This is a genomic window from Dyella soli (assembly GCF_054482295.1).
Map to the genome: position 1 here is coordinate 515002 of NZ_JBTFFU010000002.1, position 26033 is coordinate 541034.

The following is a 26033-nucleotide window of genomic DNA, read 5'->3' on the forward strand; positions in this document are numbered from 1 at the left end:
GATGGACCAGGGCTTCCACTTCCTGCGTCCGCTCTGGCTGCTGCTGGTGCCGCTGGGGCCGCTGCTGGCGTGGTGGTGGCAGCGCCGCAACGATCCGCTGCAGCGCTGGAAGGGCATGATCGCGCCGCACCTGCTCGCGCACCTGGTGGTGGGCGACAGCGGGCGCTGGCGGCCACGCCCGATCCACTTCGTCTGCGCCGTGCTGATGCTTGGCGGCATCGCATGCGCCGGGCCGACCTGGGAACTGGACCCGCCACCATTCGCGGAGGATCGTGCGCCGCTGGTGGTGGCCATCGACCTGTCGCCGGCGATGGATGCCATCGACGTGACCCCCACGCGCCTCGAGCGTGTGAAGCAGAAAGTGCACGACCTGATGGCCTTGCGCGCGGGCGGGCGCACGGGGCTGATCGTCTACGCGGCCACCGCGCATACGGTGTTGCCGCCCACCGACGACCCGGCGCTGATGGACATGTTCCTCGCCGCGCTGTCCACCGACCTGCTGGCGGGCAAGGGACGCAACGCGGGCGCTGCGCTGGCCAGGGCCGACCGGTTGCTGGATGCCGAAAGCGATCCCGGCACCATCGTGTTCTTCACCAGTGGCTTCGACGACGCGCAGATCCCGGCGTTCGTCGCCCATCGCGAACACTCCCGCCAGCAGGTGTTGATGCTGGCGGCGGGAACCACCGCAGGTGGGCCGCTGCGCGCGCCCGCGGGCGCCCAGGTCAACGATGCCGGCGGTTCGCCGGTGGTGGTGCGGCTGGACGACGCGGCGCTGCAGCGGCTGTCGTCGCAGGCGAAGGTACCGCTGGCCAGCCTCACCACCAGCGACGACGACATGCGCTGGGTGCAGCGCCAGGCCATGCATCACCTGGAGATCATCCACGACCCGGCCTCCACCGTGCGCTGGAAGGAATACGGTTACTACCTGTGCTATCCGCTCGCGCTGCTGGCGCTGCTGTGGTTCCGCCGCGGCTGGATGGTGCGCTGGGTGTTCGTGCTGGGTGCCATCGGCCTCGGCGCGATGCCTGCGCCCGCCGCGGCCAGCGACTGGCACGTCGTCGACTGGTTTTTTACGCCGGACCAGCAGGGCCGCTGGTACTTCGAGCATCGCGACTTCGAACAGGCCGCCGCGCATTTCCAGGATCCGTACTGGAAGGCGCGCGCACTCTACGAACACGGCCGGTGGGAGGACGCGCGCAAAGTGTTCGCCACCTTGCCGGGTCCCGACGCAGTGTTCATGGTGGGCAACTGCTATGCACGCCAGTTCGAATACGAAGAGGCGAAGACGGCCTTCGACCAGGCCTTGCGCCTGCGGCATCCCTTCCCCGAGGCGCAGGACAATCTCCGGCTGATGGCGCAGCTGATCAAGCAGCGCGAGCAGGTGCCGCCCGAGGACCAGGATGAGGAAACGCGGCCGGACGAAGTGAAGTTCGACCAGGAGGGCAAGAAGGGACAGGCGCAGGAGCAGGTGATGGGGCCGCGCAAGGACCAGCTGCCGGCCGCCGTGTGGATGCGCAACCTCAATGTCTCGCCGGCCGACTTCCTGCGCAGCAAGTTCACCATCGAGGACCAGGGCCCGCCGCCGTCAAGTTCCTCCGCAGCGCCGGCGAAGGAGCCGTCGCCGTGAAGGCGTGGCTCGCCTGCCTGCTGCTGTCGGTGGCCGGCCTGGTGCTTGCCGACGAGCCGTCGCCGCTGCTGCAGGTGCGCGTGCACCAGGAGCCGGCGGGCACGCTGCTGCAGGGCGAAACCACGCGCATCCAGGTCGATGCGCTGACGCCCTCGTTCTTCACCGACGCACCCGCCATGCCCGCGTTGCATGTCGATGGGGTCTACCTGGCGTTGTCCGACGAGACGCCCGGGCACCTGGTCGAGACCATCGACGGCGTGACCTGGTCGGGTGTGTCGCGCACGTATCTGATCACGCCGCTGGTGTCGGGCGCCGTGGAGTTTCCCGCCTTCGAGGTGACGGCGCACATCGGCGCCGCTTCGACGCCGGTCACGGCGCGCACGCTGCCGCTCACCCTGCAGGTGCAGGCCTTGCCGCTGCCGGCGGGGGTGACCGAGGCGGTGGTTGCCGGTTCGCTCACGGTGACGCAGGTCGTTACGCCCGATGGCGGGGGACTGCATGTGGGCGACAGTGTCACGCGGCGCATCGAGGTCACCGCGCAGGGCGCGCCGGCCATGATGCTGCCACCCGTGAGCTTCGATGCGGTGGACGGGCTCGCGCTTTACGCGTCGCCGCCCACCACCCGGGATGTGTTCGGCAGTCACGGCGGCTTCGTCGGGGGCAGCCGGGTCGACGCCGCGACGTACGTGATCCGGCAACGCGGCCGCTACACCTTGCCACCGCTGAGCGTCCGCTGGATGGACAGCCGCAGTCGCCTCTGGCGAACCACCCGCGTGCCCGCCGTGCATTTCTACGCATGGTGGGGTGCGCCGGCCACGCCGCGCTTTGCGCTGCCGGGCCAGGGCATCATGCCGCGCGTGTTGACCTTCCTTGGTAGTGACCTCGGCCTGGGCCTGGTGATGCTGGCCGCGCTGGGCGCCGCCGCGTGGCTGGGTCGTCGACGCCTGCAGAAGATCCATGCGCAGTACCAGGCATGGCGCTATCGGCGTCGCCATGCCGAGCGGATCGCGTTTGCCGCCGTGCGTCGCCAGCGCCACGCCACCTCGGCGGCCATGCTGCATGCGGCCGTCGATGCGTGGGTGAGGCGTTGCGCGGACGACGGCGGACCTGCCACGCCGGACGAGTGGTGCAGGCGATTCGGTGATGCGTCCTTGCGCGATCAGTGGAACGCATTGCAGGCGGCGCTGTATGGGGAGTCACCGGTATCGTGGGCGGCGGCGCAGATGGTCGACGGCTTGTCATCGGCGCGGCGACGCTGGAAGCAGAGCGAACGGCGGGCGCGCCTTGCCACCTCGTTGCCGCCGTTGAATCCCGCTTGATCCGCCGTCCGCGCTTTCACGAAGTCATCGCCCGCGCCGGCTACCATGCCAAGGACAGCCGACCTGGCGCCGCGCCGGCACGGGCACGCCTCGTTCTCATGCGGGTGGAATCCGGGAGGAAGGGATGGGACGTTCCAAGAAGCGCCATGGCCGACGCTCCTCGACGGTAACGCCACCCACCGCACCTCCTTCGCCACCCGCGGCCAGTGCCAGCCGATGGTGGTGGCTTCCCTTTGCGATCGGCCTGCTGCTGCTCGTGTCGCTGGGTGCCTGGTGGCTGCATCAGCCGTCGCCCGCCAAGGTGGTTCCCGTGGCCGCGACGGCCTCGTCGCCGACTCCCGCCGCCACGGCCGCGACTCCCGTCGTGGCGCCGGCGCACTACGTCGGCGCGCAGGCCTGCGGCGCGTGCCACGCCGGCGAGGCAGCGGCATGGCAGCAGTCTCATCACGCGCAGGCCATGCAGGTCGCCGATGCGAACACCGTGGCCGGACGCTTCGACGGTTCCGTGCTGAAGCAGGATGGATCCACCGCACGTTTCTTCCGGCGTGACCATGCCTACTTCGTGAAGACCGACGGCGCGGACGGCAAGCCGGCCGAATTCGAGGTGAAGTACACCTTCGGCGTCTACCCGCTGCAGCAGTACCTGGTGGCGTTTCCCGACGGACGCATGCAGGCGCTGCGCGCGGCATGGGACGCCAGGCCGGCAGCGGCAGGCGGGCAGCGCTGGTTCAACCTCTATCCCGGGGAGCGCATCGACGCGCACGACAGCCTGCACTGGACGCGCCTCAACCAGAACTGGAACTACATGTGCGCCGATTGCCATTCCACCCATGTGGGGCGCAACTACGACGTCGTCGCCGACCGTTTCAGCACGACATGGGGTGAGATCAGCGTGGCCTGCGAGGCTTGCCACGGGCCCGGCTCGCGCCATGTGGAGTGGGCTGCGGGAGATGCCGACCGCAAGCGGTCCGACCCGACGCGTGGCCTGGCCATCGCGCTCGACGAGCGCCGGGGCGTGCACTGGGTGCCCGACGGCGCCACCGGCAATGCCATCCGCAGCGCGCCGCTCGCCTCGCACCGCGAGGTCGAGACTTGCGCGGCATGCCACGCGCGCCGCAGCATCATTGCCCGCGATAGCGCACCTACCGGGCGCCTGATGGATACGCATGATCCCGTGCTGCTGGAGCAGGGCCGCTACCATGCCGATGGCCAGCAACTGGACGAGGTTTACGTGTATGCCTCGTTCCTGCAAAGCCGCATGTATGCCAGGGGCGTTACCTGCAGCGACTGCCACGACCCGCACAGCGGCAAGACGCGCGCGCCGGGCAATGCGCTGTGCGAAAGTTGCCATGCACCGAAGGTCTACGACACCGCCGCGCACCACATGCACCGGCAGGGCAGTGCCGGCACGCAATGCGTCGCCTGCCACATGCCGTCAAAGAACTACATGGTGATCAATGCGCGCCCGGATCATTCCATCCGCGTGCCGCGCCCCGACCTGACGCTGGCGTTCGGCGTGCCCAATGCGTGTGCCCAGTGCCATGCGGACAAGGGTGCGCAGTGGGCGGCCGACGCCATCGAAAAGGCGCACGGTCCGGAGCGCAAGGGTTACCAGCATTTCGTCGAGGCGCTGGATGCGGCACGCCACGGCAGGCCAGGCGCGGCATCGCTGCTTGCCACGTTGGCCGCCGACACCACCTCGCCCGGCATCGCACGCGCCACCGCGGTCAGCGAACTGGCGCACTACGCCAGCCCCGCTGCCGTGCCGACGCTGCAGGCCGCACTGGCCGAGGCGGACCCGCTGATGCGGGCCGCCGCGCTGCAAGCGCTGACCGCGTTTCCGCCCGAGGTGCGTGGTCCGTTGGCGGCGCCGCTGGCCTATGATCCGGTGCTCGACGTACGCGTGAAAGCGGGTCGCGTGCTGGCCGGCGTAGCCGATGCCCAGCTCGATCCCGGCCAGCGGGCCGCGCGCGATCGCGCGTTCGCTGCCTACGTGCAGGCCCAGCAGGCCATTGCCGAGCGCCCGGAATCGCACTACGACCTGGGCATCGTCTACGCCGAGCGCGGCGACACGGCGCAGGCGGAACAGGCGTTCCGCCAGGCGCTCAGGCTGCAGCCCGATTTCATTCCAGCTTATGTGAATCTCTCGGACATGTACCGCTCGCTGGGCCGCGAAGACGACGCGGCGCGCGTGCTCGACGAGGGCCTGCGGGCCGCCCCGGGCCATGCCAGCCTGATGCATGCGAAGGGCTTGGCCCTGATCCGCCAGAAGCAGCCGCAGGAAGCGCTGGGCTGGCTCCGGCGTGCCAGCGAGGCCGATGCGTCCAATGCCCGCTTCGCCTACGTCTACGGCGTGGCCTTGAGTTCGGCGGGACAGGCTGGGCAGGCCAGGGCGGTGCTGGGCAAGGCGCTGGTGGCGTCGCCTTACGATCCCTCGCTGCTGTTCGCCCTGGCCGGACTCGAGCGCGACGCCGGCAACGCCAGGGCAGCGCGCGAATACGCCAGCCGGCTCGTCGCCGTGGTGCCCCAGTCGGGCGAGGCGCAGCAGTTGCTGCACAGCGTGCAGGGAGACGAGGCGAAGTAGACACGGCGCGCCTGCCGTCTACCGGGCGGCGTCACGGCGCCCGACGATGCATTCCTGCATGGTTACGGGCAGCGCCGGGACCCATGGCCGCCCGTGCCTGCGATGCCGGGCGGCCAACCCGCGCCAGCGCGGGCTGCGAGCTGGACGTCTATTTCTTGTCCAGCGAATACCGGCCCGGGCCGGTGAGGCACAGCAGCAACAGACCGCCTGCGATGCTGACGTTCTTGTAGAAGTTGATCATGGCGCCCAGGCGATTGGGGTCGATCATGTTCCAGAACTGATGGCCGATCACCGCCGCGGCAATGGTGTAAAGCGCGAGCACCAGGGCCAGCGGCCGGGTGTAGAAGCCGATCACGATGGCCAGCCCCACGAAGAACTCCATGATGACGGCAATCGCGGCGGTGACCGACGGGAGCGGCAGTCCGACCGAGGCCATGTAGGCGGCGGTGCCACTGAAGCCGGTCAGCTTGCTCCAGCCGAAGATCACGAAAAGGATCATCAGCAATAGGCGGGCGACGAGAAGCATCCCGTCCCTGCTGCCTTCCAATAGCGAATATCGCATGGTCGTTCTCCCGTGAATGCACGTGGCGCATGCGGGCATGGTGTCCGCGCCGACCGCCGCCGCCAGGCGGTGCGGTCGACCCCACTATATCTCGCGCGACGTGCGGATAGGGTCTGTCTGGCGTGCAGGAACGGACGTCCGTCGCTACCTCTCCATGACCAGCAGCGTGGAGGTCGCCGTGGCATGCAGCCGGCCGTCGGGGCCCGGTAGGCGGAATCAGGCAGGGTGGCGTTCTGGCCGCCATGCGATGCCCATGGGTTATAGGCGTGGGCCGCGGGCATGCCGGCAAACACGGCCACGCCATCGTCGACACTTGCCAGGTCGAAATCGAGGGAGTGGGCCATGCCCGGTCGCTGGCCCGAGCCGATGAAGGCGCGCAACTGTTCCGGGTCGTCCAGGCCGGCGCCGATGTCGTCGATCATGCTCATGGGGCGGCCGGCTCACTGATGGTGGCGCAAGGCTGGTGTCAGTAGTGCGCGATTCAGGCATCTTCCGCGATATCGCTCTTGTAGCGGTCGGCGGCGTGGTCGCGCGAGAGATTGGGCGCCAGCAGCCGGCGCGCGGCGTCGTAGCGGTTCCAGTCCTCGATGTCCGGCAGCGAGGGAATCGTGACCACCTCGCCCAGGTCGTAGCCGGCCAGTGCGGCATCCACCATCTCGTCCACCTCCATGATCATGTGCGCGGGGATGGCGTTGACGTCATTGCCCGAGCGTTCCCAGATGTCGGTGCGGGTGACGCCGGGCAACACGGCCTGCACGCGGATGCCGCGATCGCCGACCTCCTGGTGCAGTGCCAGCGTATAGGTGAGGACATAACTCTTGCTGGCGGCATAGGCCCCGCCGAACAGTTCGGGCGCGAGCGCAAGCACGGAAGCGACGTTGATGATGCTGCCGCGCCCGCGTGCCAGCAGGCGCGGCAGGATGGCGCCGGCAAGCCGCGAAGGGGCGACCACGTTGAGTTCGATCATCGACGCCACGTCGTCCACCAACCCTGCGGCCAGCGCGCCGCCGCTCGCCGTGCCGGCGTTGTTGACCAGCATGCCGATCGTTTCGTCGTCGCGCAGGCGTTGCTCGACCCTGGCGCGATCCGCCGGCGAGGTGAGATCAGCCGCAAGAATGTCCACCTTCACGCGACGCTCACGCACCAGCCGACCGGCCAGTGACTGGAGCTTGTCGAGGTTGCGCGCCACCAGCACCAGGTCATGCCCCCGCTGGGCGAGTCGATCGGCATAGGCGGCGCCGATGCCCGTCGACGCGCCGGTAACAAGTGCAGTGTCCAATGACCCGGTCGATGACATGGCGAACGTCTCCAGCTGGGAGCGGTGGTTCGCGGGCCGCATGCGCTGCCCACCTCGGTGCGACGGCTCGTAGCCGGGGACGATACGCCTGACGGTGGTGTCGCCGCCACGGCCTGCGGCCAGTAAAACTACCTAGCGTGCATGAGTGGTTTTACGCTCGTGTAGCCAGTCCCTCATGGCTGAACATGCACGCTGTGAATGACTTGTCCTCCATGGCTGCTGGCCCGGCCTGCCGAATGCGCCCGCACGCGCATGACGGCGCCGTGCGGCGGACGCGGAGCACGGCGTGGACGTCGCTGGGCAGCGTGCTCTGCATGCTGGGGCTGGCGATGGCGGTGTCGTTCACGGCGACGGCCGCCGAACATCCTGCACCTGCGTCCACCGCACCATCGCCGCTGGAACAAGGGACGGCCGGCTCGTCCATCGTGGTGTGGAACCGCAGCATCATCACGCTGCATGCGCCGTTCCACGGCGTGGAGCCCGCCGAGCGGGCGGAAGCCGCCAGCGAACGCATCGATGGCGTAATCGACAGACTGAAACCGGAAGACATCACCGTCAGCTGGACCGAATCGGGCGAAGACCGCGGCGCCATGGTTCGGGCGGGCAACCTGGTGCTGTTCGGCGTCCTGCCGGGCGATGTGGAGAGCGGCGATCGTGCGGCGGTCGAGCAGGCGGGCGTGCAGGCGGTGGACACGTTGCGCGGCGTCATCCGCGAGCGCGCACAGGCACGGCAGCCCAGGCTGCTGCTGAACGGCATCCTGCTCGGCGCACTGGCCACGGTGCTGCTGGCTGCCTTGTGCTGGCTGCTGGTCCGGCTCAATCGCTTCGCGCAGCACAAGCTGATCGCCGTCACCGACGCACGCCTGCGCCTGGACATCGCCGGTTTCGACCTGCGTCCGCTGGTCTGGACGGTGCTGCGCCGCAGTGTCGCGTTGCTGCGCCTGCTGTTGATGCTGTTCTTCGGCTACCTGTGGCTGAGCTACGTGCTCAGACAATTCCCGTATAGCCGGCCCTGGGGCGCGCAGCTCGGTGAGTATCTGATCGACATCGGCCTGCGCATGGCGACCGGCCTGGTCAACCAGCTTCCGAACCTGCTGACGTTGCTGGTGATCTTTCTGATCGCGCGCGCCATCGTGCGGCTGGTCGGCGCCTGGTTCCATGCGGTTTCGAGCGGCACCGTGCAAGTGGGCTGGCTGGAGGCGCCGACCGCCGCCGTCACCCGTCGGCTGGTGTCGGTGATGATCTGGCTGTTCGCGCTGGTGGTGGCCTATCCCTACATTCCCGGCGCCGGCAGCGATGCGTTCAAGGGCGTGAGCGTGTTCCTCGGCCTGATGCTGTCGCTGGGTTCGGCCGGCATCGTGAACCAGGTGATGAGTGGCCTGGTGGTGCTTTACTCGCGCGCAGTGCGGGCAGGCGATTTCGTGCACGTGGGCGACCATGAGGGCACCGTGCTCGAAATGGGCACGCTGTCGCTGAAGCTGGTGACCCGCACGCGCGAGGAAGTCACCGTGCCCAATTCGGTGCTGTCCTCCACGCCGTTGCGCAACATGACGCGGCAGTCCCAGTCGACCGGGCTGTTGCTGACCACCACGGTGACCATCGGCTACGACTCGCCCTGGCGGCAGGTGGTCGCCCTGCTGGAACTGGCCGCCGCGCGCACGCCAGACCTGCTGGCACAGCCGCGTCCGTTCGTGCTGCAGCGATCGCTTGCCGACTACTACATCGAGTACCAGCTCAACGTGGGCACGCTGCGGCCGTCCGTCTACATCCAGACGCTGTCGGACCTCAACCGCAACATCGTGGACGCCTTCAACGAGTTCGGCGTACAGATCATGTCGCCACATTTCCGCCGGCAACCCGACGAAAAGGTCTGGGTGCCACCGGAACAGTGGTACGCGTCGCCCGCCACGGTCCCGGCGGATTCCGCTCCACGCGCTGCCACCGGGCCGACCACGCCCAGCGTCACGCAACCCGACGGCAAGCCGCCCGTCTGAGCCACCAGCGGCCATGCATCCAGGCACCAGCCCACCCGACCCAGAGGAGTTGTCACGATGAACAAGCTGCATTATTCCCGTTGGTATGTGCTGGCCACCGCCATGGCCATGACGACGCCGGCCTATGTGCTTGCCCAACCGCAGGAGGCGGCGCACACCTCGACCGTCACCAGCACGGCGCACGAACTGGGCCGTGAGGAAGCCACGCTCACCGCGACGGTGATGAAGATCGACCAGGCAACGCGCATGGTCACGCTGCGTGGTCCCAAGGGTAACGAGGAGACGATCAAGGCTGGCCCCGAGGTGAAGAACCTCGACCAGGTCAAGGTCGGTGACCAGGTGACCGCGCACTACCAGCGCGCCGCGGCGCTGGAGATCCTACCCGCCAAGAGTGCCGAGGCCGGCGTGGAGTACGAAAGCGGCACGACGAGGGCGCCCAAGGGTTCCGCGCCCGGCGGCGAGACGGGCCAGTCGCTGTCGGTTACCTCCAAGCTCACCGCCGTGGATCTCAAGAACCACACCGTGACGCTGACCGGCGAGGACGGCAACCCGCGCGTGATCGAGGTGAAGGATCCGGCGCGCCAGGCCAAGATGAAGCATCTGAAAGTGGGCGACATGGTTCGCGTCACCTATGTCGAAGGACTGGCTGTGACCGTCACGCCCAAGGCCAAGGCCAAGCCCTAGGGGCTGGGCGGCAGGGGGATGGCCGCCCGCTGGCCGTCCCTGCTGTCCCCGGCGAGCGCGGGTTTGCCCGGTGATGGCGCGAGGTGATTCGTGAAGCAGGCGCTGCTGCTGGCGACGCTGGCGTGCCTGGTGGTGCCGCTGGCAGCGTCGGCACAGGACCGGCCCATACTCGATGTCGTGCAGGCCAACCTGCAGCGGCGCGCCAACGGCATGCTCGCGCTGATGGGCTATTCGCAGACGCCCGATGTCACTTCCGGCTCGCTGTCGATCAAGAATCCCGGCACCGACGACCCGTCGTTCAACAACTCGTCGATCGGCGGTGGCTTCACCATCAGCAAGAGCGTGCCCATCTACCTGGAGGGCACGCTGGGATACGCCCGCTACGATCCAAGCTTCGTCGCCACCAACGGCGAGCAGGCGCAATCGCTGCCGACGCGCTGGGACAGCGAGATCGCCACCGCCGGGATTGGCTGGGATTTCCACCTGACGGACCGGCTGGTGCTGCGGCCCATCATCAACGGCAGCTACGGTCGCGTGGAAAGCGAAGTGAAGGTGTCCGGCCAGGTCGTCGTGAACAACACCAATGTCGACGTGGATTTTCTTGCCCATGGCCGCCTGGACGCTGCCGGCATTGGCGGCTCGCTGATGCTCGACTACCAGGACTACCGGCCCACCCACGAAGTAGACGTGGAGCTGCGCTACACGAATATCCGACTGCACAGCACCAATGATTCCTCGCCGCCCGTGCAGGGCAGTTCACGCAACGAGAATGTCGGCCTGTGGGCGCGCTGGCGCGCGCCGATCGGCTGGCATGCCTTCGATCGCCCGGTGCGCTACGTGCTGGAGTTCGCGCACACCACCTATCTCGGGCAGGATGCCGACGTGCTCGGCTTCAACCACCTCACCTCGCTGGGCGCAGGCCTGGAGCTCGATACCAGCCAATACCATCCGCTGTGGATCTACCGCGCGCGCGCCGTGGTGCGCTACGTGTTCGGACAAAACGTCAAGGGCGTGTCGCTGGGGCTGGCGGTCAGCTTCGACTGAAGCCGCCCCTGAGGGCGGCTTCGTGGCGGCAAGGCTTCAGGGCACGCCGCCTTCACGCACCAGTTCCATCACTTCGTAGCAAGCGCCCATGGTGTGGTAGTCGGTCTTGCCGGCCGGACTCTTCTCGTCATCGACCTTGCGGTTGTCGCGCGAAAGAATGCGGTACCACGCGCCGTGCTCATGATCGATGAAATGCTGCCACGCATACGCCCACAGCTTTTCGTACCACGTGTCGTACGCGGCAAGCCCGGTGCGCGCATGCAGCAGCGCGGCGGCGGCCAGCGATTCGGCCTGCACCCAGAAGTACTTGTCGTCGTCACACACGCTGCCGTCGGGCGCGAAGCCGTAGCAGATGCCGCCGGATTGGTCGTCCCACGCGCGGTCAAGCGCGGTGTCGAACAGCTTCATCGCGGTGGGCGCGAGCCAGTTCTCCTCGCGTCCGCGTTCGAGCAGCAGCGGCTCCATGATCAGCAGCAGCTTGGCCCACTCGGTCTGGTGGCCGGGCTGGAAGCCCCACGGGCGGAACAGGTGCCTGGGGTCATCGCGGTGATAGTCCCAGTCCACGTTCCAGTCGACGTCGTAATGTTCCCATACGAGGCCACCTGCCTTGGCCGCCTGCTGGCGCGTCATGCGATCGGCCAGCGCCAGCGCGCGTTCGAGATAGCGTGGCTCGTCGCTGGCCTGGTAGGCGGCGAGCATGGCCTCGCACATGTGCATGTTGGCGTTCTGGCCGCGGTAGCCGCTGAAATTCCAGTGCTCGTCCGCCTCGTCGCGATACAGGCCCGCAGCGGCATCCCAGTAGCGCGCCTCGAGCAACTGCCAGGTTTCGTCCATCCATGCCTGCGCCTCGGCGATGCCGGCCTTGCACGCGGTGGCATAGGCCAGCAGCACGAAGGCCACGCCGTAGGCATGGTTGGTGCGGTCTTCCGGCCTACCGTCGCGCAGGGTCCAGGCGTAGCCGCCGGTGGACGGATCGCGGTGCGCCTCGCGCAGGTAACGCAGGCCGTGGCGGGCGGCGTCGAGATAGTCGGGGTTGCCGAATTCGCGCGCGGCCATGGCGTAGTTGAAGACGAAGCGCGTGCTGCTCACCAGGTGGCGATGGCTGCGGTCGTACACCGTGCCGTCGTCCTTGAAGTAGTGGAAGAAGCCGCCGGCGGGATCGATCGCACGCGGATGGTAGAAGGCCATGGTCTGCGCGATATGCGCGCGCAGGAAAGCCTCGCTGCGGAAATCGGGCGTGGCGGGCGTGGTCATGCGTGGTTCTCCATGAAACCGGCCACTTCGGCTTCGTCGGGCATGGCCGTGAACGAGCCCTGGCGAGTGACAGTCAGGGCGCCGCAGGCCGCGGCAAAGCGCAGCGCGGCGTGCAGGCGCGGCAGTTCGGTGACCAGGTGATCGACGCGATCGCTGGTGGCATCGAGACCGGCGAGCTTGAACAGCAGTCCGCCCACGAACGCATCGCCTGCAGCGGTGGTATCGACGGCGGGCACGGCATAGACGGGCAGCTCGCCTTCCACGTCAGGGTGGAACCAGCGCAACCGGTTCGGCCCGTCGGTAACCACCAGCAGGCGCGTGCGACCCTGCCACAGGCGTTCGAGCACGGCCTCCTCGCCATCGACCGCGAGCCACGCGAACTCCTCCGCACTGAGCTTCACCACATCGGCCAGCTGCAGTGCCGGCCACAGCAGGGGGCGCGGCTCGACGCCGGCAGGCCACAGGGCGGGGCGCAGGTTGAGGTCGAAGCTCACCAGCGCTCCGGCCTGCTGCGCACGGCGCATGCCCTCCCGCGTGGTTTCCGCCAGCGCCGGATCGGTCATGCTGTTGGAACACACATGGAAGACCGCGGCGTCGCCGAAGCCATCCTCGCGGAAGTGGTGCGGCCGGAACAGTAGGTCGGCCGACGGCGGGCGATAGAAGCTGAAACTGCGTTCGCCACCGGCGTCGAGCGACACGAAGGCCAGCGCCGTGTTGGCCTCGCCGGTGCGCGCCACGCCTTCGGTGTCGACGCCCGCGCGGCGCAGGCTGTCGAGCAGGAAGTCACCGAACAGGTCGTTGCCGAGCATGCCGGCGAAGGCGGCCGCACCGCCCAGCCGCGCAACCGCGACGGCCACGTTGGCCGGCGCGCCGCCGGCGTAAGGCACGAAGCTGCGCGGAAAGCCGGACTCACCGAGGCCTTCGCTGTGGAAATCGATCAGCGCTTCGCCGAAACAAAGAATGGAGCGTGACATCCGGTGAGTCTCAGGCAGGGGAGGCCGGCGTGCGGATCAGGGAACCGCGCAGGCCATAGAAAACGATGTAGCCGTAACACAGCATGGGCAGCACGAACGCATGCTGGATGCCGAAGCGATCGGCCAGGAAACCCTGCGCCAGCGGCAGCAGCGCACCGCCCACGATGGCCATGATCAGCAGGCTCGACGCCTTGCCGGTCAGCGGCCCCATGCGTTCGATGCCCAGCGCGAAGATGGTCGGGAACATGATCGAGTTGAACAGGCCGATGGCAATGACACTCGCCATCGCGGCCGTGCCGTGGGTGAGCATGGTGGTGAGCACCAGCAAGCCCGCGATGGCGGCAAACACCGCCAGCAGGCGGCGCGGGTTGAACCACACCAGCAGGGCCGAACCGGCCAGGCGACCGACCATGGCGCCGCCCCAGTACATGGAGACAAAGCGCGAGGCGCGCTGCTCGCTCATGTGGCCGATGTCGGGCAAGGACAGGTAGTTCACCAGGAAGCTGCCGATCGAGACCTCGGCGCCGACGTAGAAGAAGATCGCCAGCACGCCGAAGAACACATGCGGATGGCGCAGCACGTCCAGCAGCGTGTGGTGGACCTTGTCCGCCCGCTCGGTCGCCTCGGTCAGCGCGGGCAGGCGGAACAGCCACACGCCGACGGCCAGGGCGACCAGCGCGAGGCCGAGGCCGAGGTAGGGCAGCTGCACCAGTTCGGCCTGCTTCTGGCGATAGTCGCCGAGCTTCTGCTGGGTGGCCGGCAACAGCTGGCCGCGAATCGACTGCAGCTTCGCCGCGTCGGCGTCATCCAGCCGCGAGGCGGTGAGCTTGTCCAGCGCGCCGGCCAGGCGCTCGGTCGGCAGCGTGTCCAGCCGTGCCGGTGTCTGCGCCGCCAGGGTGGCGATCAGTTGCGTCCCGGGCAACTTGTCCAGCGTGTCGCCGAGCAAGGCGGGCGAGAGGCGATCCAGTCGTGCCACCACGTCGGCGGTCGGCAGGCGCTCGAGCGAATTGCCGGCGACATCGCCCAGCGCCGCCACCAGGCGATCGTCCGGTGCCTGCTGCATGGCGACCAGCGCCTGCGCGGGCGCGCCGCTGTTGAGCGCCTGTACCAGCTCCACCGTGGCCGGCGCCTTGCGCACCTCGTCGGGCACCGCCGTGGCCACGGCCGCCAGAATCAGCAGTCCGCCGAACCAGGGACCCAGCGTGGTGCCCAGCGAGTTCATCGCCTGCGCCAGGGTGAGGCGGCTCGAGCTGTTGCGCTCGGGGCCCAGCAGCGCGACGTAGGGATTGGCTGCCACCTGCAGCACGGTAATGCCGGTGGCGAGCACGAACAGCGCTGCCAGGAAGGCCGGGTACGAATGCAGGTGCGCCGCCGGCCAGAAGCCGAACGCGCCGAGCGCCGCCGTGGCGAGGCCGGCGACGATGCCCTTCTTGTAGCCGAGCACGGCCACCAGCTTGCCGGCCGGCAGCGACATCAGGAAATAGGCGCCGAAGAAGGTGAACTGCACCAGCATCGCGCGCGAGTAGTTCAGCTCGAACACCGATTTCAGGTGCGGAATCAGGATGTCATTGAGGACGGTGAGGAATCCCCACATGAAGAAGATGGTGGTGGATACCGCCATCGCCATGGGGTAGTCGGTGTAGCGCGTCTTGCCGGCGGCCGGCGGCGTGGCCGACGACGGCGAGGGAGGGGCTGCGAAGGCCATGCGGGATCCCGTAGGTCAGAGTGGCGGACAACTGCTTTCGCGCACCACCAGCTCCACCGGCGCGATAACGGTGCCCGCCGGTGCCTGCGGTACACGCAGGCGGGCCAGGATGAGTTCGGCTGCCTGGCGTCCGCGCGCGCGTGGCGCGGTGGACAGCGTGGTCAGCGGCGGCATGGTGAAGGCTGCTTCGGCAATGTCGTCGAAGCCGGTGACGGCGAAATCACGCCCCGGTTGCAGGCCGCGCTGGTGCAGCCCGAGCATCAGGCCCAGCGCCACCGCGTCGTTGTAGCAAACCGCCGCGGTGGGCGAGGTGTCGCCGTCGAACATCGCATGACTCTGGCGCGCGGCATCCACGCGGGTGAGCGCGCTTTCCACGCGCCAGTGCGCGGCGATCGGCAGCCCGGCGGCCTGCATGGCCTGCTGGTAGCCCGCGCGGCGCTCGCGGCACGAGCTGGAATCGTCGTGGCCACCGAAAAAGGCGATGCGTCGATGCCCGCGCGCGATCAGGTGCTCGGTGGCCAGCCGCGCACCGCGGTGGTTGTCGAGCATCAGGCGGTCCCAGTGCGCGTACTCGGGCATGGTGCCGCCCAGTTCGCGGTTGAACAGCACCACCGGCGTGTGCGCGCCGACCGCCGCCAGTACATGGCAGGCCTCGCTGCCTTCGGCCGGCGACAGGATGATGCCGGCCGGGCCATGTTCGACCAGCGAGCCCAGCACCGCCTGCTCGCGCGTGGCCGACTCGCCGGTGCTGCCCAGCAGGGTGACGAAGCCGGCCGCGCCCAGGGTTTCGTCCACGCCGGCGGCAAACTCGGCAAAGAACGGATTGGCCAGCTCGTTGACCACCAGGGCGATGCTCGACGAGGTGCGCCGCCGCAAGTTGGCGGCGGCCCGGTTGTACACATAGCCCTGGCGCCGCAGTTCTTCCTCCACGCGGGTCCGGGTAAGCTTGTTCACCAACGGGCTGCCACGCAGCACGAGCGAGACGGTGGCACGCGAGACGCCGCATCCGGCAGCGATGTCATTCAGGGTGATCTTGCGACCAACAGGGGTCTGGCTTTCCATTGCAGGCCACGGTGATTAGAACGATCCAAAGGTAACCTGCCTTTGGCCGGGAACGGTACTGGAATCGATGGCGCGGCGCAGCATGCCTCCGCTCCCGGGGCAGTGTTAGCTTCCGTGTTTAGAACGATTCAAATTCGACACCCGGGGAAATCCATGACCTGTCTGCCCATCCGTGCGCTGTTGCCCGGCCTGCTGGCCGCTGCCTTGTCACTGTCCCCGGGGGCCGCGGAGGCGGCCGTCGGCCACGCCGGCGACGTGGATCCGCGCATCGGCACCGGTGGCGACGGACATACCTTTCCCGGCGCGACGCTGCCGTTCGGCATGATCCAGCTGTCGCCGGACACGGCCATGCCGGACTTCAAGCACGCCTATAAATGGGCCGCCGGTTACCAGTACGCCGACAGCAGCCTGCTGGGTTTCTCGCACACGCATTTTTCCGGCTCCGGTCATTCGGATCTCGGCGACGTGCTGGTGATGCCGGTGGCTGGCGACGTGCCGCTGGAGCCGGGCGATCCGGCGCGGCCTGGCAGCGGCTACCGCTCGCATTTCAGCCATGACAGCGAGAAGGTGGAGGCGGGCTACTACGCCGTCACGCTCAAGGACTACGGCATCCGAGCGGAACTGACCGCGGGCTCCCGCGTGGGCTGGCATCGCTACACGTTTCCGGCCGGCAAGCCCGCCCACCTGCTGCTGGATCTGCGTCCCAGCATCTACGACTACCCCGGCAAGGTGCTGTGGGCCCGCCTGCGCGTGCGCGAGGACGGCAGCGTGAGCGGCTGCCGCACCACGCGCGGCTGGGCGCCAGGCCGGGAGCTGTGCTTCGCCATGCGTTTCTCGCAGCCGCTGCGATCCCGCACGCTCTATAACCGCGAAACGGACATCGTCTACAAGGGTTTCGCCGGCCCGGGCAACCAGCCGCAGGACCATGACGCGCAGAACGGCCGCGCGCTGGTGGGCGTGTTCGACTTCGGCGAGCTGAAGCAGCCGCTGGGCGTCAAGGTGGCGATCTCGTCGGTGAGCGAGGACAACGCCATGGCCAACCTCGACCAGGAGGCCCAGGGCTGGGACTTCGACGCGCGTCGCGCCGAATCACGCGCGGCGTGGGACAAGGCGCTGGCGGTCATCGACGTGGACGGGCCCAGGGAGCAGCGCGTCAGCTTCTACACCTCGCTCTACCACGCCCTGCTGTCGCCGACGCTGAGCATGGACGTGAACGGGCAGTTCCGTGGCCCGGACGGGGCCGTGCACCAGGCCACCGACCGCAACGGCAAGTTCGAGTTCTATTCGACCTGGTCGCTGTGGGACGTCTATCGCGCGCAACAGCCGCTGATGGCCTTGCTGATGCCCGGGCGCAGCACGGACTTCATCCGTTCGCTGATCGCCGCGCGCGAGACCAGTCCGGCCGGGATCCTGCCCGTGTGGGCGTACCAGGGGCTGGAGACGTGGTGCATGATCGGCTACCACGCCGTGCCGGTGATCGCCGATGCCTACATAAAGGGCGTGCGCGGCTTTGACACCGAGGCGGCGCTGAAGGCGATGGTGGCGAGCGCGACCTACGCGCCCTACGGTGGGCTGGGCGACTACATGAAGCTCGGCTACGTGCCGATCGACAAGGAACCGGAAGGCGCGTCCAAGACGCTCGAGTACGCTTACGACGACTGGTCGCTCGCCCAGATGGCCCGGGCCATCGGGCGCAAGGACGTGGCTGCCACCTTCGAGCAGCGCGCCGGCAACTGGCGCAACGCCTACGACCCGAAGACCGGCTTCATGCGCGCCCGCAAGACCGATGGCGCCTTCCGCGAGCCGTTCGATCCGGATGCCGCCGGCTATGGCACCGACTACACCGAAGGCAATGCCTGGCAGTACTCCTGGTACGTGCCGCAGGACGTGGCTGGCCTGGTCCGCGCGATGGGGGGCGATGCGCCGTTCGTGGCCCGGCTGGACAGCGTGTTCGACGCCAGGGTGGATCCGGCGCGCTTCGCCCATGTCGAGGACATCACCGGCCTGATCGGCTGGTACGCCCACGGCAACGAGCCCAGCCACCATCTGGCCTACCTGTACGACTATGCCGGTGCGCCCTGGCAGACGCAGAAGCGCCTCAAGCAGATCATGGACAGCCAGTACGCCACGCGCCCGGACGGCCTGGCCGGCAACGACGACCTGGGCCAGATGTCGGCCTGGTACGTGTTCACGGCGCTGGGCTTCTACCCGGTGACGCCCGCCAGCGACGAGTACGCCATCGGCCGGCCCTTCGTTCCGCGCGCCACCCTGCACCTGTCCAACGGCAAGACCTTCACGGTGAGCGCCAGCCCGATGGACGCCAGCCACCCCTATGTCGGCGCGGTGACGCTCAACGGCAAGCCGCTGGAGCGGGTGTTCCTGCGGCACGGCGAGATCCTGGCCGGTGGCGAGCTGCATTTCGTCATGCAGGCGACGCCGAACCGCGACTGGGGCCAGCAGCCCGCCACGCGACCTTCGTCGATGAGCGCCATGGGCAGTGCGGCAGGTCAGGCTAACCCTACTAAAGGTTAAGCAGAAAGCCCCTAATTGGAGGTGGTAAAAGCTGGGTTAGTTCTGCAACCATGCCTGACATGTTGCGCTCATCCTGGAAATTGGCGTCGACGCTGCGGCCTGCAATGAAGGACCGCATGGCCCTGCGCTGGCGGTTGGGCGGCCTGCTGTTTGCCGTACTGGTGATCGTCGCCTTGCCCTACATGGTGACGCGCAGTGGCTCGCGTGAGGCGCTGGCGGCCGGCGAGCGCGTCACGCACTCGTCGGAAGTCAAATCCCTCACTTACCGCATCGCCTATGTGACACGCGACAGCGAGGCGGCGATCTATCGCCTCATTGATGGCGATACGTCCGCGCAGGTCCGGCTGCGCGCCGAGCGGGCCAGCCACGAGATTCCGGGCCTGTTGACCCAGTTGCGCGACATGACGCGCGACAGTCCCGACCAGCAGACCCTGATCGGCGCGCTGAGCTCCACCGTCAACGGCAAGCTGGCGCTGACCGGGCAGGCCGTCCGGCGCCAGGAGAAGGGCGACGCGAAGGGCGCCACCGAGGCGATGCGCGACTCGGCCCTGCTGTTCAAGATGGACGACCTGATCGACGGCATCGTCCGCAACGAAAACAACGTCCTGCTGGCGCGGCGCGCGGAGGCGCAGCGCGAGTCGTTCAACAGCAGCCTCGCGCTGGCCATCACGGCCATCGCGCAGATCGTCCTGCTCACCATCGTGGTGATCGTGTCCGAGCGCCAGATCAGCCGGCGCTTGCGGGCCGAGGTGCGCGAAGGGCAGGCGGTGCAGCGCTCGCAACTGATCGTGCAGGCGGTGCGCGAGCCGATCGCGCTGCTCGATACCAGCCTGGGTACCTTGCTGGTCAATGCGGCTTTCGGCGAACTCTACGGATTGCCGCCGGATTTCCGCCAGTCGCTGCCGCTGACCGAGATCGGCGATGGCGCGTGGACCGACAGCGCGCTGCTGCAGCGGCTCAACGACGTGCTGCTGCTCGACCGCGAACTGTGGGACTACGAACTGATCCAGCGCACGGTGGACGGCGTCGATCGCCACGTGGTGATCAATGCCCGGCGCCTGGAGCAGGATGGCGGCGGCGATCCGGTGCTGCTGCTCACGCTCAGCGACGTCACCGCGCGCGCGCTGGTCGAGCAGCAGGTCAAGGAGCTCAATCGCCAGCTCGAAGGCAAAGTCGAGCAGGTCTCGGACGTCAATCGCGAGCTGGAGGCCTTCAGCTACTCGGTGTCGCACGACCTGCGCGCGCCGCTGCGCCACATCAGCGGTTTCGCCGGCAAGCTGCAGCAGCACCTGGGCGAGAATGCCGACGAGCGCTCGCAGCACTACATCGAGGTGATCAACGATGCCGCCCGCCGCATGGCCTTGCTGATCGAGGACCTGCTGGTGTTCTCGCGCCTGGGTCGCGGCGCGCTGCGCCTGCAGCCGGTGGACATGCAGTCGCTGGCCGACGAGGCGCGTGCACTCACCGAGACCGATGCCCACGGGCGCCATATCGTCTGGTCGATCGCACCGCTGCCGATCGTCATCGGCGACGAGAACATGCTGCGCACGGTGTGGCAGAACCTGCTGGGCAACGCGGTGAAATACACCGGCAAGTGCGAGGTCGCACGCATCGATGTCGACGTGCAGCGCGGCCGCGACGGCAGCTACGAATTCGTGGTCAGCGACAATGGCGCGGGCTTCGACATGCAGTACGCCGGCAAGCTGTTCGGCGTGTTCCAGCGGCTGCACCGCGCCTCCGAATTCCCGGGCAACGGCATTGGCCTGGCGAACGTAAGGCGTATCGTGTCACGCCATGGGGGCAGGGTATGGGCCGATGCGCAACCCGGCCAGGGCGCACGCTTCCATTTCACCCTGCCATCGTCCGACCTGGCAGAGAGCTTTGCGCAGAGGCGGCCATGAACCAACGGGACATCCGAACCATCCTGCTTGTCGAAGACAGCCTCGCCGATGCCGAAATGGCGATGGACGCGCTCAACGGCGCGTACCTGGCCAACCCGGTGGTGCACGTCGAGGACGGCGTGGATTGCCTGGATTTCCTCTATTGCCGCGGTGAATGGGCAGGGCGCGAGCCGATCAACCCGGCCGTGGTGTTGCTCGACATCAAGATGCCGCGCATGGGCGGCCTGGAAGTGCTTACCAAGCTGCGTGCCGACGAGCGCTTTCGCCGCGTGCCGGTGGTGATCCTGTCCTCGTCGCGCGAGGAAAGCGACCTGGCGCGGAGCTGGGACATCGGCGCGAATGCCTACGTGATCAAGCCGGTGGACGTCGACCAGTTCTTCGAGGCGGTACGCACGCTGGGGCAGTTCTGGGCCGTGCTCAACCAGGGGCCGGAGCAGGACTGAGTGGTATCACGGGAGCGGGGTATTCTCCCTATGGAGTTGCAGATGGCGGACAGGCATCCCTGGGGACTCCCCAGAATACGAGTACTGCAGATCGAGGACAGCCAGCTCGATGCCGAGCTGGTGCTGTCGGAGCTGGACGCCGACGCGATCGAGTACGACGTGTGCCTGGTGGACGCCGAGCGCGACTACCTGGCCGCGCTGGACGAATTCCAGCCGCACATCGTGCTGTCCGACCTGAGCATGCCCGGCTTCTCCGGGCAGCGCGCGCTGGACCTGTTGCGTGAGCGCGACCAGGACCTCCCCTTCATTTTCGTCTCGGCCACGCTGGGCGAGGAGGCGGCGATCGAGGCGCTGCGCAACGGCGCCACCGACTACATCCTCAAGCAGAATCCGGCGCGGCTGGCCTCGGCCGTGCGCCGGGCCCTGCGCGAGGCCGACGCGCAGCGTGCGCGGCGGCGCGCCGAGGCGGAACTGATCCGCGCGCAGCGCTTCGAGAGCCTGGCGATGCTGGCCGGCGGCCTCAGCCACGACCTGCGCAACCTGCTGCAGCCCCTGCTGCTGGCGGGTGACAGCCTGCAGGACTACCAGCAGGACCCGCGCCTCGCGCGCCTGGGCCGGCTGGTGCGCGACTGCGGCAAGCGGGGCCTGGACATGGTGCAGTCGATGCTGTCGTTCGCGCGTGGCGCCCGGCGTGCCGAGCAGGTGCGGGTTGGCGCGCTGCTCGATGCGCTGGCCCTGCTGCTGCAGGGCAGCGTGCCCCGCGCCATCGTGCTCGACATGAGTCCCTGCGACCCGGACATCACCTTCGACGGCAACCACACCGAGCTGCAGCAGTGCCTGCTCAATCTCTGCCTGAACGCCATCCAGGCCATGCCGTCGGGCGGCAGGCTGCATATCCAGTCATCGCAGCAGGCCTTGCCGGCCACGTTTTTTCACACCGGTGAAGAGGCGCAGGAGGGCAACTACCTGTGCCTGAGTGTCTCCGACACCGGCGTCGGCATGGAGGACGAGGTGCTGGAGCGCATGTTCGAGCCGTTCTTCACCACCAAGGACGGCGGCACCGGCCTGGGCCTGATCTCCTGCAAGCGCATCGTGGCGGCGCACGGCGGTGTCATGCGGGTGGAAAGCCGCTGCGGGGTTGGCACCTGTTTCCACATCTATCTTCCGTTGACCGCGCCGATGCCCATCGAGTCGGTCGAGGAGCAGGACGACGAGAACCTGCAGGGCGAGGCCGAGCGCGTGCTGGTCGTGGTGGAGGAGGCCGGCCAGCTGTCGCTGCTGGTCGACACGCTCGACTCGTGGGGTTACCAGGCGCACGCCAGCCAGAGCGGTACGGCGGCGCTGCAGTGGATCGAGGCGCAGGGCGTGCCGGACCTCGTCGTGCTGGATGCGGACATGAACCTCTTCACGGGCGTGCGCACGCTGGCCGCGCTGTTCGAACACGGCTATCGCCGCGCCGTCTTGCTGCTGGCGCGACCCGATGCGCCGCCGGACATGGACGAGCTGCCGGTGATGGAGCACCTTTACCTGGTCGACAAGCCTATCTCGACGCAGAAGCTGCTGCGCACCGTGCGCGAGGCGCTGGAGGCCAGCGCCGCGACGCAGTTGCCGGACGGATTGCCCTAGCGCGCCGGCTCGGGCGCGGGCAGTCACGGGAAAGGCCGCACCTGGTGCGGCCCCCCGACTCAGTCGATGCCCAGCTTCTTCAGCTTGTAGCGCAGGGCACGGAAGGTGATGCCGAGCTTCTTGGCGGCGGCGGTCTTGTTGTAGCGCGACTCTTCCAGCGCCTTGATGATCGCCGTGCGCTCGAGGTTGCTGATGTAGTCGTCGAGGCCACCGTCGGCCGTCGGCGGCGGCGCGGCGGCCGGCGGTGCGGCCGGGGCCATGCCCGGCGCCAGGCTGCCTGCCTCGGCGTGCTGGCGCGGCGTGCGCTGCGGCAGCATCAGGTCGCTCACGTCGATTTCGTCGCCATCGCACATCGCCATGGCACGTTCGAGCACGTTCTCCAGCTCGCGCACGTTGCCGGGGAAGTCGTAAGCCTCCAGTGCCTGCTGCGCGGCCGGAAGCAGGCGCCCCAGGGCGCCGCCACTCTTGTTGGCCAGCTGGCGCAGCACGAAGCTGGACAGCAGCGCGACGTCGCCCCGGCGCTCGCGCAGCGGCGGCACGCGCAGCTCGATCACGTTGATGCGATAGAACAGGTCCTGGCGGAACTGGCCCTGTTCGACCAGTGCGGCAAGATTCTTGTGCGTGGCCGACAGGATGCGCACGTCGACCGGCACTTCCTCGCGGGCGCCGATCGGACGCACGGCCTTCTCCTGGATGGCGCGCAGCAGCTTGACCTGCATGTGCAGCGGCAGCTCGGCCACCTCGTCGAGGAACAGCGTGCCGCCGTTGGCCGCCTGGAACAGGCCTTCCTTGTCGCCGACCGCGCCGGTGAAGCTGCCCTTGCGATGGCCGAAAAACTCGCTTTCCATCAGTTCGGACGGAATGGCGCCGCAGTTCACCGGCACGAACGGGCCGCTGGCGCGCGGGCCCTGCTCGTGGATCAGGCGGGCGACCAGCTCCTTGCCCACGCCCGATTCGCCGGCGATGTAGACCGGCGCCTGGTTGCGGGCGAGCTTGCCGATGGTGGAACGTACCTGCTGCATCGCCGGCGACTCGCCGATCAGGCGTTCATTGCCGTCGGGCTTGGCCGTGGCCTGGCCGCTGCGCTTTTCCTCGGCCAGGCGCAGGGCCGTGCGCACCAGTCGGCGCAGCATCTGGATGTCGACCGGCTTGGACACGAAGTCGAAGGCGCCGGCCTTGAGCGCGCTGACCGCCGCGTCGACATTGCCGTAGGCCGTGATCATCGCCACCGGCGTGTCCGGGTGCTCGGCCGCGATCAGCTCGATGACCTCATGGCCGGTGCCGTCCGGCAGCCGCATGTCGGTGAAGCAAAGGTCGTAGCTGCGCTCACCGAGCGCACGACGAGCCTCGGCCACCGTGCCCACCGCCTCCACCTGCAGGTCCATGCGACCCAACGTGATGGTGAGCAATTCGCGAATGTCGCGTTCGTCGTCAATGACCAGGACGGTCTGTGCGCTCATGATGTCTCAGGCAGGCGATAACGTCAGAAGGTTACTAGGCGATGCGCGCAAGGGTCAAAGTTTCGCCGTGCGCGCGGCGTCCCCGTGTTCGGCCGGTCCCCGCGCCGGCGGGGTCAGGACCAGCCGGAAGCAGCTGCCGCCACCGGCCACGCGCACGTATTCCAGCGATGCCTGGTTCGCTTCGCTCATCTGGCGGGCCAGGTACAGGCCAAGGCCCGTGCCGTATTCGTGGGTCGTATAGAACGGTTCGAAAATTTGTGCGGCCACCTTGGGCGCGATGCCCGGGCCCCGGTCGATGACCTCGAGCACCGGCACGCCGTGCTCGCCATGCCGCGCCACGACCATCACGCGGGCCGGTTCGCCGGGCATGCGCCCGTAGCGCAGGGCGTTCTGCACCAGGTTCCACACCACCTGCTGCAGCTGCTGCGGGTCGGCCACGGCGGCCACCGGCGTGCTCGCCTGGATCACGCGCAGGGTGTCCTCGCCCAGGTCGTTGCCCTGGCGGTATTCCTCCACGAAGCCATTGGCCCAGTGGCCAAGGTCGAGTGTCTCGGGCCGCGAGCGCTCGCGCCGGGACAGCTGCAGGATGTTCTCGATGATCTCGTTGAGCCGCACGCAGTGGTTGTTGATGATCTCGACCATGCGCTGGTCGGTGGCATCCATGTGCGTCGACTCGGCCAGCAGCTGCGCCGAATAGCGGATGGCCGCCAGCGGGTTGCGGATCTCGTGGGCAATGGAGGCCGACAACCGGCCCAGCGAACTGAGCGTCAGTTCCTCCGCCCGGCGCGACACCAGCGAGGTGTCGTCCAGGAAGATCAGCACGTGGGAGTCGTCATTTGGGGCCAGGCGGCTGAAACGGGGCACCACTTCGGGCACGCCGTCGGCCAGCTGGGTGGCCGATTCGTCCAGCTTGCCCGAGGTCATCCAGTGGTACAGCCGGCGTGACAGCTCCGGCGCCACGCGGCCGAGGTCGCGCTGGTCGGCCGCCGGGTTGCCCAGCAGCATCCAGGCCGACTCGTTGATCTGGTGGATGCGGTTGGCGTCGTCCACCAGCAGCACGCCGGTCTTCATGCGGCGGATGATCAGTTCGTTGACCTGGGCCAGGTTGGCCAGGTCCACGCCACGCTGCTCGGCCAGCGCCTCGGTGGCGCGGATCTGCCGGCTGAGCACGTAGCAGAGCACGGTGATGGAGAAATAGGCCAGGCCGAACAGGCTCGATTCGAGCAGCTCGCGGTCCATGCCGACGTCGCTGTGCTGGCCCTCCAGCAGCGAGTGGCCAAGCACGCCCAGCGTGGCCACGGCGGCAAAGAAGCACGACAGCCGCAGCGGCAGGATCAGCGCGCCGGCGGCCAGGTTCACGGCCAGCATCATCGCGATGCCGATGCGCGCATCGTGCATGGTGGCGATGGCCAGTACGGCGGCGATGATGTCCACCACCAGCGCACCCGATACGGTCAGGCGGATCCACGGCGTGGAGCGCCGGGTCAGCGACAGCATGCCCAGCGCGAACAGCAGGAACAGCACCGCCACGCCGCGGGCCAGGCCCGCGTCGGCCAGCTTGGGCCAGCCCAGGGCGTTCGGGCTCAGCGCAAGGCCCACATAGACCAGGGCCTGGGCGAGGCGGAAGCAGTTGAGGAACAGGAGCTCGTGGCGGGCCGCTTCCGGCGAGGGGCGGGCGCTGGGGTACGCGGGCTGTACGGTGCTGGACACCTGGCTGGGTACTCTCGAGTGGGCTGGATCGGACGGCTCAGCCCAGTATAGACGCGGTATTCACAGCTTGTGGTGGGCCTGCCGCCCACCCCGGCGACAGGCAGGGGAAATCGACCCGCCCCTTTCCATTGGCGCCCGCTTCCGCGAAAATACCGGGCCGTATTGCGCGGTTTTCGTCTTGTCGACAGGCATGGCGGCGGCGCATTGCATCCCGGCAGCGCTCGTATCGCCGTCGTTCCCCCTGACCGCCCAGGC

General features: G+C 68.2%; 18 protein-coding genes. 10 read left to right on the top strand and 8 right to left on the bottom strand.

The features are described 5' to 3' along the window. Window position 1: 1 nt before the first annotated feature. The 3 genes from ACXU4B_RS12765 (at window position 2) to ACXU4B_RS12775 (ending at window position 5530) form a co-directional block, all read left to right on the top strand. Window positions 2-1627: a vWA domain-containing protein gene (locus tag ACXU4B_RS12765; protein ID WP_131411948.1), complete on the top strand. Its 1626-nt coding sequence runs from the start codon at window positions 2-4 to the stop codon at window positions 1625-1627. Further along, window positions 1624-2946: a BatD family protein gene (locus ACXU4B_RS12770; protein ID WP_131411946.1), complete on the top strand. Its 1323-nt coding sequence runs from the start codon at window positions 1624-1626 to the stop codon at window positions 2944-2946. Before ACXU4B_RS12765 ends, ACXU4B_RS12770 begins: the two co-directional genes overlap by 4 nt. 124 nt (window positions 2947-3070) lie before the next feature. Beyond that, the gene (locus ACXU4B_RS12775) at window positions 3071-5530 is read left to right on the top strand and encodes a tetratricopeptide repeat protein (protein ID WP_131411944.1); all 2460 of its coding nucleotides are present in this window, start codon (window positions 3071-3073) and stop codon (window positions 5528-5530) included. A 148-nt stretch (window positions 5531-5678) separates the two neighbouring features. Here the strand turns inward: ACXU4B_RS12775 and ACXU4B_RS12780 are convergent, their stop codons facing one another. Together ACXU4B_RS12780 and ACXU4B_RS12785 are read right to left on the bottom strand one after the other, a co-directional pair. Then, the gene (locus ACXU4B_RS12780) at window positions 5679-6056 is read right to left on the bottom strand and encodes a DoxX family protein (RefSeq protein ID WP_458910883.1); all 378 of its coding nucleotides are present in this window, start codon (window positions 6054-6056) and stop codon (window positions 5679-5681) included. Window positions 6057-6573: 517 nt separating this feature from the next. Continuing rightward, a complete protein-coding gene (locus ACXU4B_RS12785; RefSeq protein ID WP_131411940.1) occupies window positions 6574-7389 on the bottom strand; it encodes an SDR family NAD(P)-dependent oxidoreductase in 816 nt (271 codons plus the stop codon). A 263-nt stretch (window positions 7390-7652) separates the two neighbouring features. Here ACXU4B_RS12785 and ACXU4B_RS12790 point away from each other — a divergent pair, with 263 nt between their 5' ends. From ACXU4B_RS12790 to ACXU4B_RS12800, 3 genes are all read left to right on the top strand, one after another. Beyond that, a complete protein-coding gene (locus tag ACXU4B_RS12790; RefSeq protein ID WP_165583224.1) occupies window positions 7653-9383 on the top strand; it encodes a mechanosensitive ion channel family protein in 1731 nt (576 codons plus the stop codon). A gap of 57 nt (window positions 9384-9440) precedes the next feature. Further along, the gene (locus ACXU4B_RS12795) at window positions 9441-10067 is read left to right on the top strand and encodes a hypothetical protein (RefSeq protein ID WP_131411936.1); all 627 of its coding nucleotides are present in this window, start codon (window positions 9441-9443) and stop codon (window positions 10065-10067) included. Between the two features lie 90 nt (window positions 10068-10157). Then, window positions 10158-11111, top strand: a complete 954-nt coding sequence (locus ACXU4B_RS12800) for a hypothetical protein (RefSeq protein ID WP_131411934.1) — start codon at window positions 10158-10160, stop codon at window positions 11109-11111. Between the two features lie 36 nt (window positions 11112-11147). On the opposite strand, the gene ACXU4B_RS12805 is transcribed toward ACXU4B_RS12800, so the two are convergent. From ACXU4B_RS12805 to ACXU4B_RS12820, 4 genes are read right to left on the bottom strand one after another with little or no spacing between them, the layout of a single operon-like run. Further along, entirely contained in the window at window positions 11148-12365 is a 1218-nt protein-coding gene (locus ACXU4B_RS12805; protein WP_131411932.1) for an AGE family epimerase/isomerase, read from the bottom strand. Further along, window positions 12362-13339, bottom strand: a complete 978-nt coding sequence (locus ACXU4B_RS12810; RefSeq protein WP_131411930.1) for a carbohydrate kinase family protein — start codon at window positions 13337-13339, stop codon at window positions 12362-12364. Before ACXU4B_RS12810 ends, ACXU4B_RS12805 begins: the two co-directional genes overlap by 4 nt. A 10-nt stretch (window positions 13340-13349) precedes the next feature. Further along, window positions 13350-15044 carry a sugar MFS transporter gene (locus ACXU4B_RS12815; protein WP_131411928.1) on the bottom strand — a complete coding sequence of 565 codons (1695 nt, stop codon included), beginning with the start codon at window positions 15042-15044 and terminating at the stop codon, window positions 13350-13352. A 15-nt stretch (window positions 15045-15059) separates the two neighbouring features. Continuing rightward, window positions 15060-16106: a LacI family DNA-binding transcriptional regulator gene (locus ACXU4B_RS12820; RefSeq protein ID WP_131411926.1), complete on the bottom strand. Its 1047-nt coding sequence runs from the start codon at window positions 16104-16106 to the stop codon at window positions 15060-15062. Between the two features lie 153 nt (window positions 16107-16259). Between ACXU4B_RS12820 and ACXU4B_RS12825 the strand changes: the two genes are divergently transcribed. The 4 genes from ACXU4B_RS12825 (at window position 16260) to ACXU4B_RS12840 (ending at window position 22608) form a co-directional block, all read left to right on the top strand. Next, window positions 16260-18638, top strand: a complete 2379-nt coding sequence (locus tag ACXU4B_RS12825; protein ID WP_131411924.1) for a GH92 family glycosyl hydrolase — start codon at window positions 16260-16262, stop codon at window positions 18636-18638. Window positions 18639-18742: 104 nt separating this feature from the next. Continuing rightward, complete coding sequence (locus tag ACXU4B_RS12830; RefSeq protein WP_131411922.1) at window positions 18743-20539, top strand: sensor histidine kinase; 1797 nt, start codon at window positions 18743-18745, stop codon at window positions 20537-20539. After that, window positions 20536-20982, top strand: a complete 447-nt coding sequence (locus ACXU4B_RS12835) for a response regulator (protein ID WP_131411920.1) — start codon at window positions 20536-20538, stop codon at window positions 20980-20982. Before ACXU4B_RS12830 ends, ACXU4B_RS12835 begins: the two co-directional genes overlap by 4 nt. Window positions 20983-21024: 42 nt before the next feature. Then, a complete protein-coding gene (locus ACXU4B_RS12840; RefSeq protein WP_131411918.1) occupies window positions 21025-22608 on the top strand; it encodes a hybrid sensor histidine kinase/response regulator in 1584 nt (527 codons plus the stop codon). A gap of 59 nt (window positions 22609-22667) precedes the next feature. Here the strand turns inward: ACXU4B_RS12840 and ACXU4B_RS12845 are convergent, their stop codons facing one another. Then, on the bottom strand, window positions 22668-24068 hold the full coding sequence (locus tag ACXU4B_RS12845; RefSeq protein WP_131411916.1) for a sigma-54-dependent transcriptional regulator: 1401 nt from the start codon (window positions 24066-24068) through the stop codon (window positions 22668-22670). Between the two features lie 54 nt (window positions 24069-24122). Then, on the bottom strand, window positions 24123-25778 hold the full coding sequence (locus ACXU4B_RS12850) for a sensor histidine kinase (protein WP_131411914.1): 1656 nt from the start codon (window positions 25776-25778) through the stop codon (window positions 24123-24125). Window positions 25779-26033: the final 255 nt, after the last annotated feature.

Bases quoted from the DNA above. Each gene is read 5' to 3' on its own strand.
- ACXU4B_RS12765 (WP_131411948.1), top strand. From the start codon at position 2: ATGGACCAGGGCTTCCACTTCCTGCGTCCGCTCTGGCTGCTGCTGGTG.
- ACXU4B_RS12775 (WP_131411944.1), top strand. From the start codon at position 3,071: ATGGGACGTTCCAAGAAGCGCCATGGCCGACGCTCCTCGACGGTAACG.
- ACXU4B_RS12780 (WP_458910883.1), bottom strand. From the start codon at position 6,056: ATGCTTCTCGTCGCCCGCCTATTGCTGATGATCCTTTTCGTGATCTTC.
- ACXU4B_RS12785 (WP_131411940.1), bottom strand. From the start codon at position 7,389: ATGTCATCGACCGGGTCATTGGACACTGCACTTGTTACCGGCGCGTCG.
- ACXU4B_RS12795 (WP_131411936.1), top strand. From the start codon at position 9,441: ATGAACAAGCTGCATTATTCCCGTTGGTATGTGCTGGCCACCGCCATG.
- ACXU4B_RS12805 (WP_131411932.1), bottom strand. From the start codon at position 12,365: ATGACCACGCCCGCCACGCCCGATTTCCGCAGCGAGGCTTTCCTGCGC.
- ACXU4B_RS12810 (WP_131411930.1), bottom strand. From the start codon at position 13,339: ATGTCACGCTCCATTCTTTGTTTCGGCGAAGCGCTGATCGATTTCCAC.
- ACXU4B_RS12815 (WP_131411928.1), bottom strand. From the start codon at position 15,044: ATGGCCTTCGCAGCCCCTCCCTCGCCGTCGTCGGCCACGCCGCCGGCC.
- ACXU4B_RS12820 (WP_131411926.1), bottom strand. From the start codon at position 16,106: ATGGAAAGCCAGACCCCTGTTGGTCGCAAGATCACCCTGAATGACATC.
- ACXU4B_RS12825 (WP_131411924.1), top strand. From the start codon at position 16,260: ATGACCTGTCTGCCCATCCGTGCGCTGTTGCCCGGCCTGCTGGCCGCT.
- ACXU4B_RS12830 (WP_131411922.1), top strand. From the start codon at position 18,743: ATGAAGGACCGCATGGCCCTGCGCTGGCGGTTGGGCGGCCTGCTGTTT.
- ACXU4B_RS12835 (WP_131411920.1), top strand. From the start codon at position 20,536: ATGAACCAACGGGACATCCGAACCATCCTGCTTGTCGAAGACAGCCTC.
- ACXU4B_RS12840 (WP_131411918.1), top strand. From the start codon at position 21,025: ATGGCGGACAGGCATCCCTGGGGACTCCCCAGAATACGAGTACTGCAG.
- ACXU4B_RS12845 (WP_131411916.1), bottom strand. From the start codon at position 24,068: ATGAGCGCACAGACCGTCCTGGTCATTGACGACGAACGCGACATTCGC.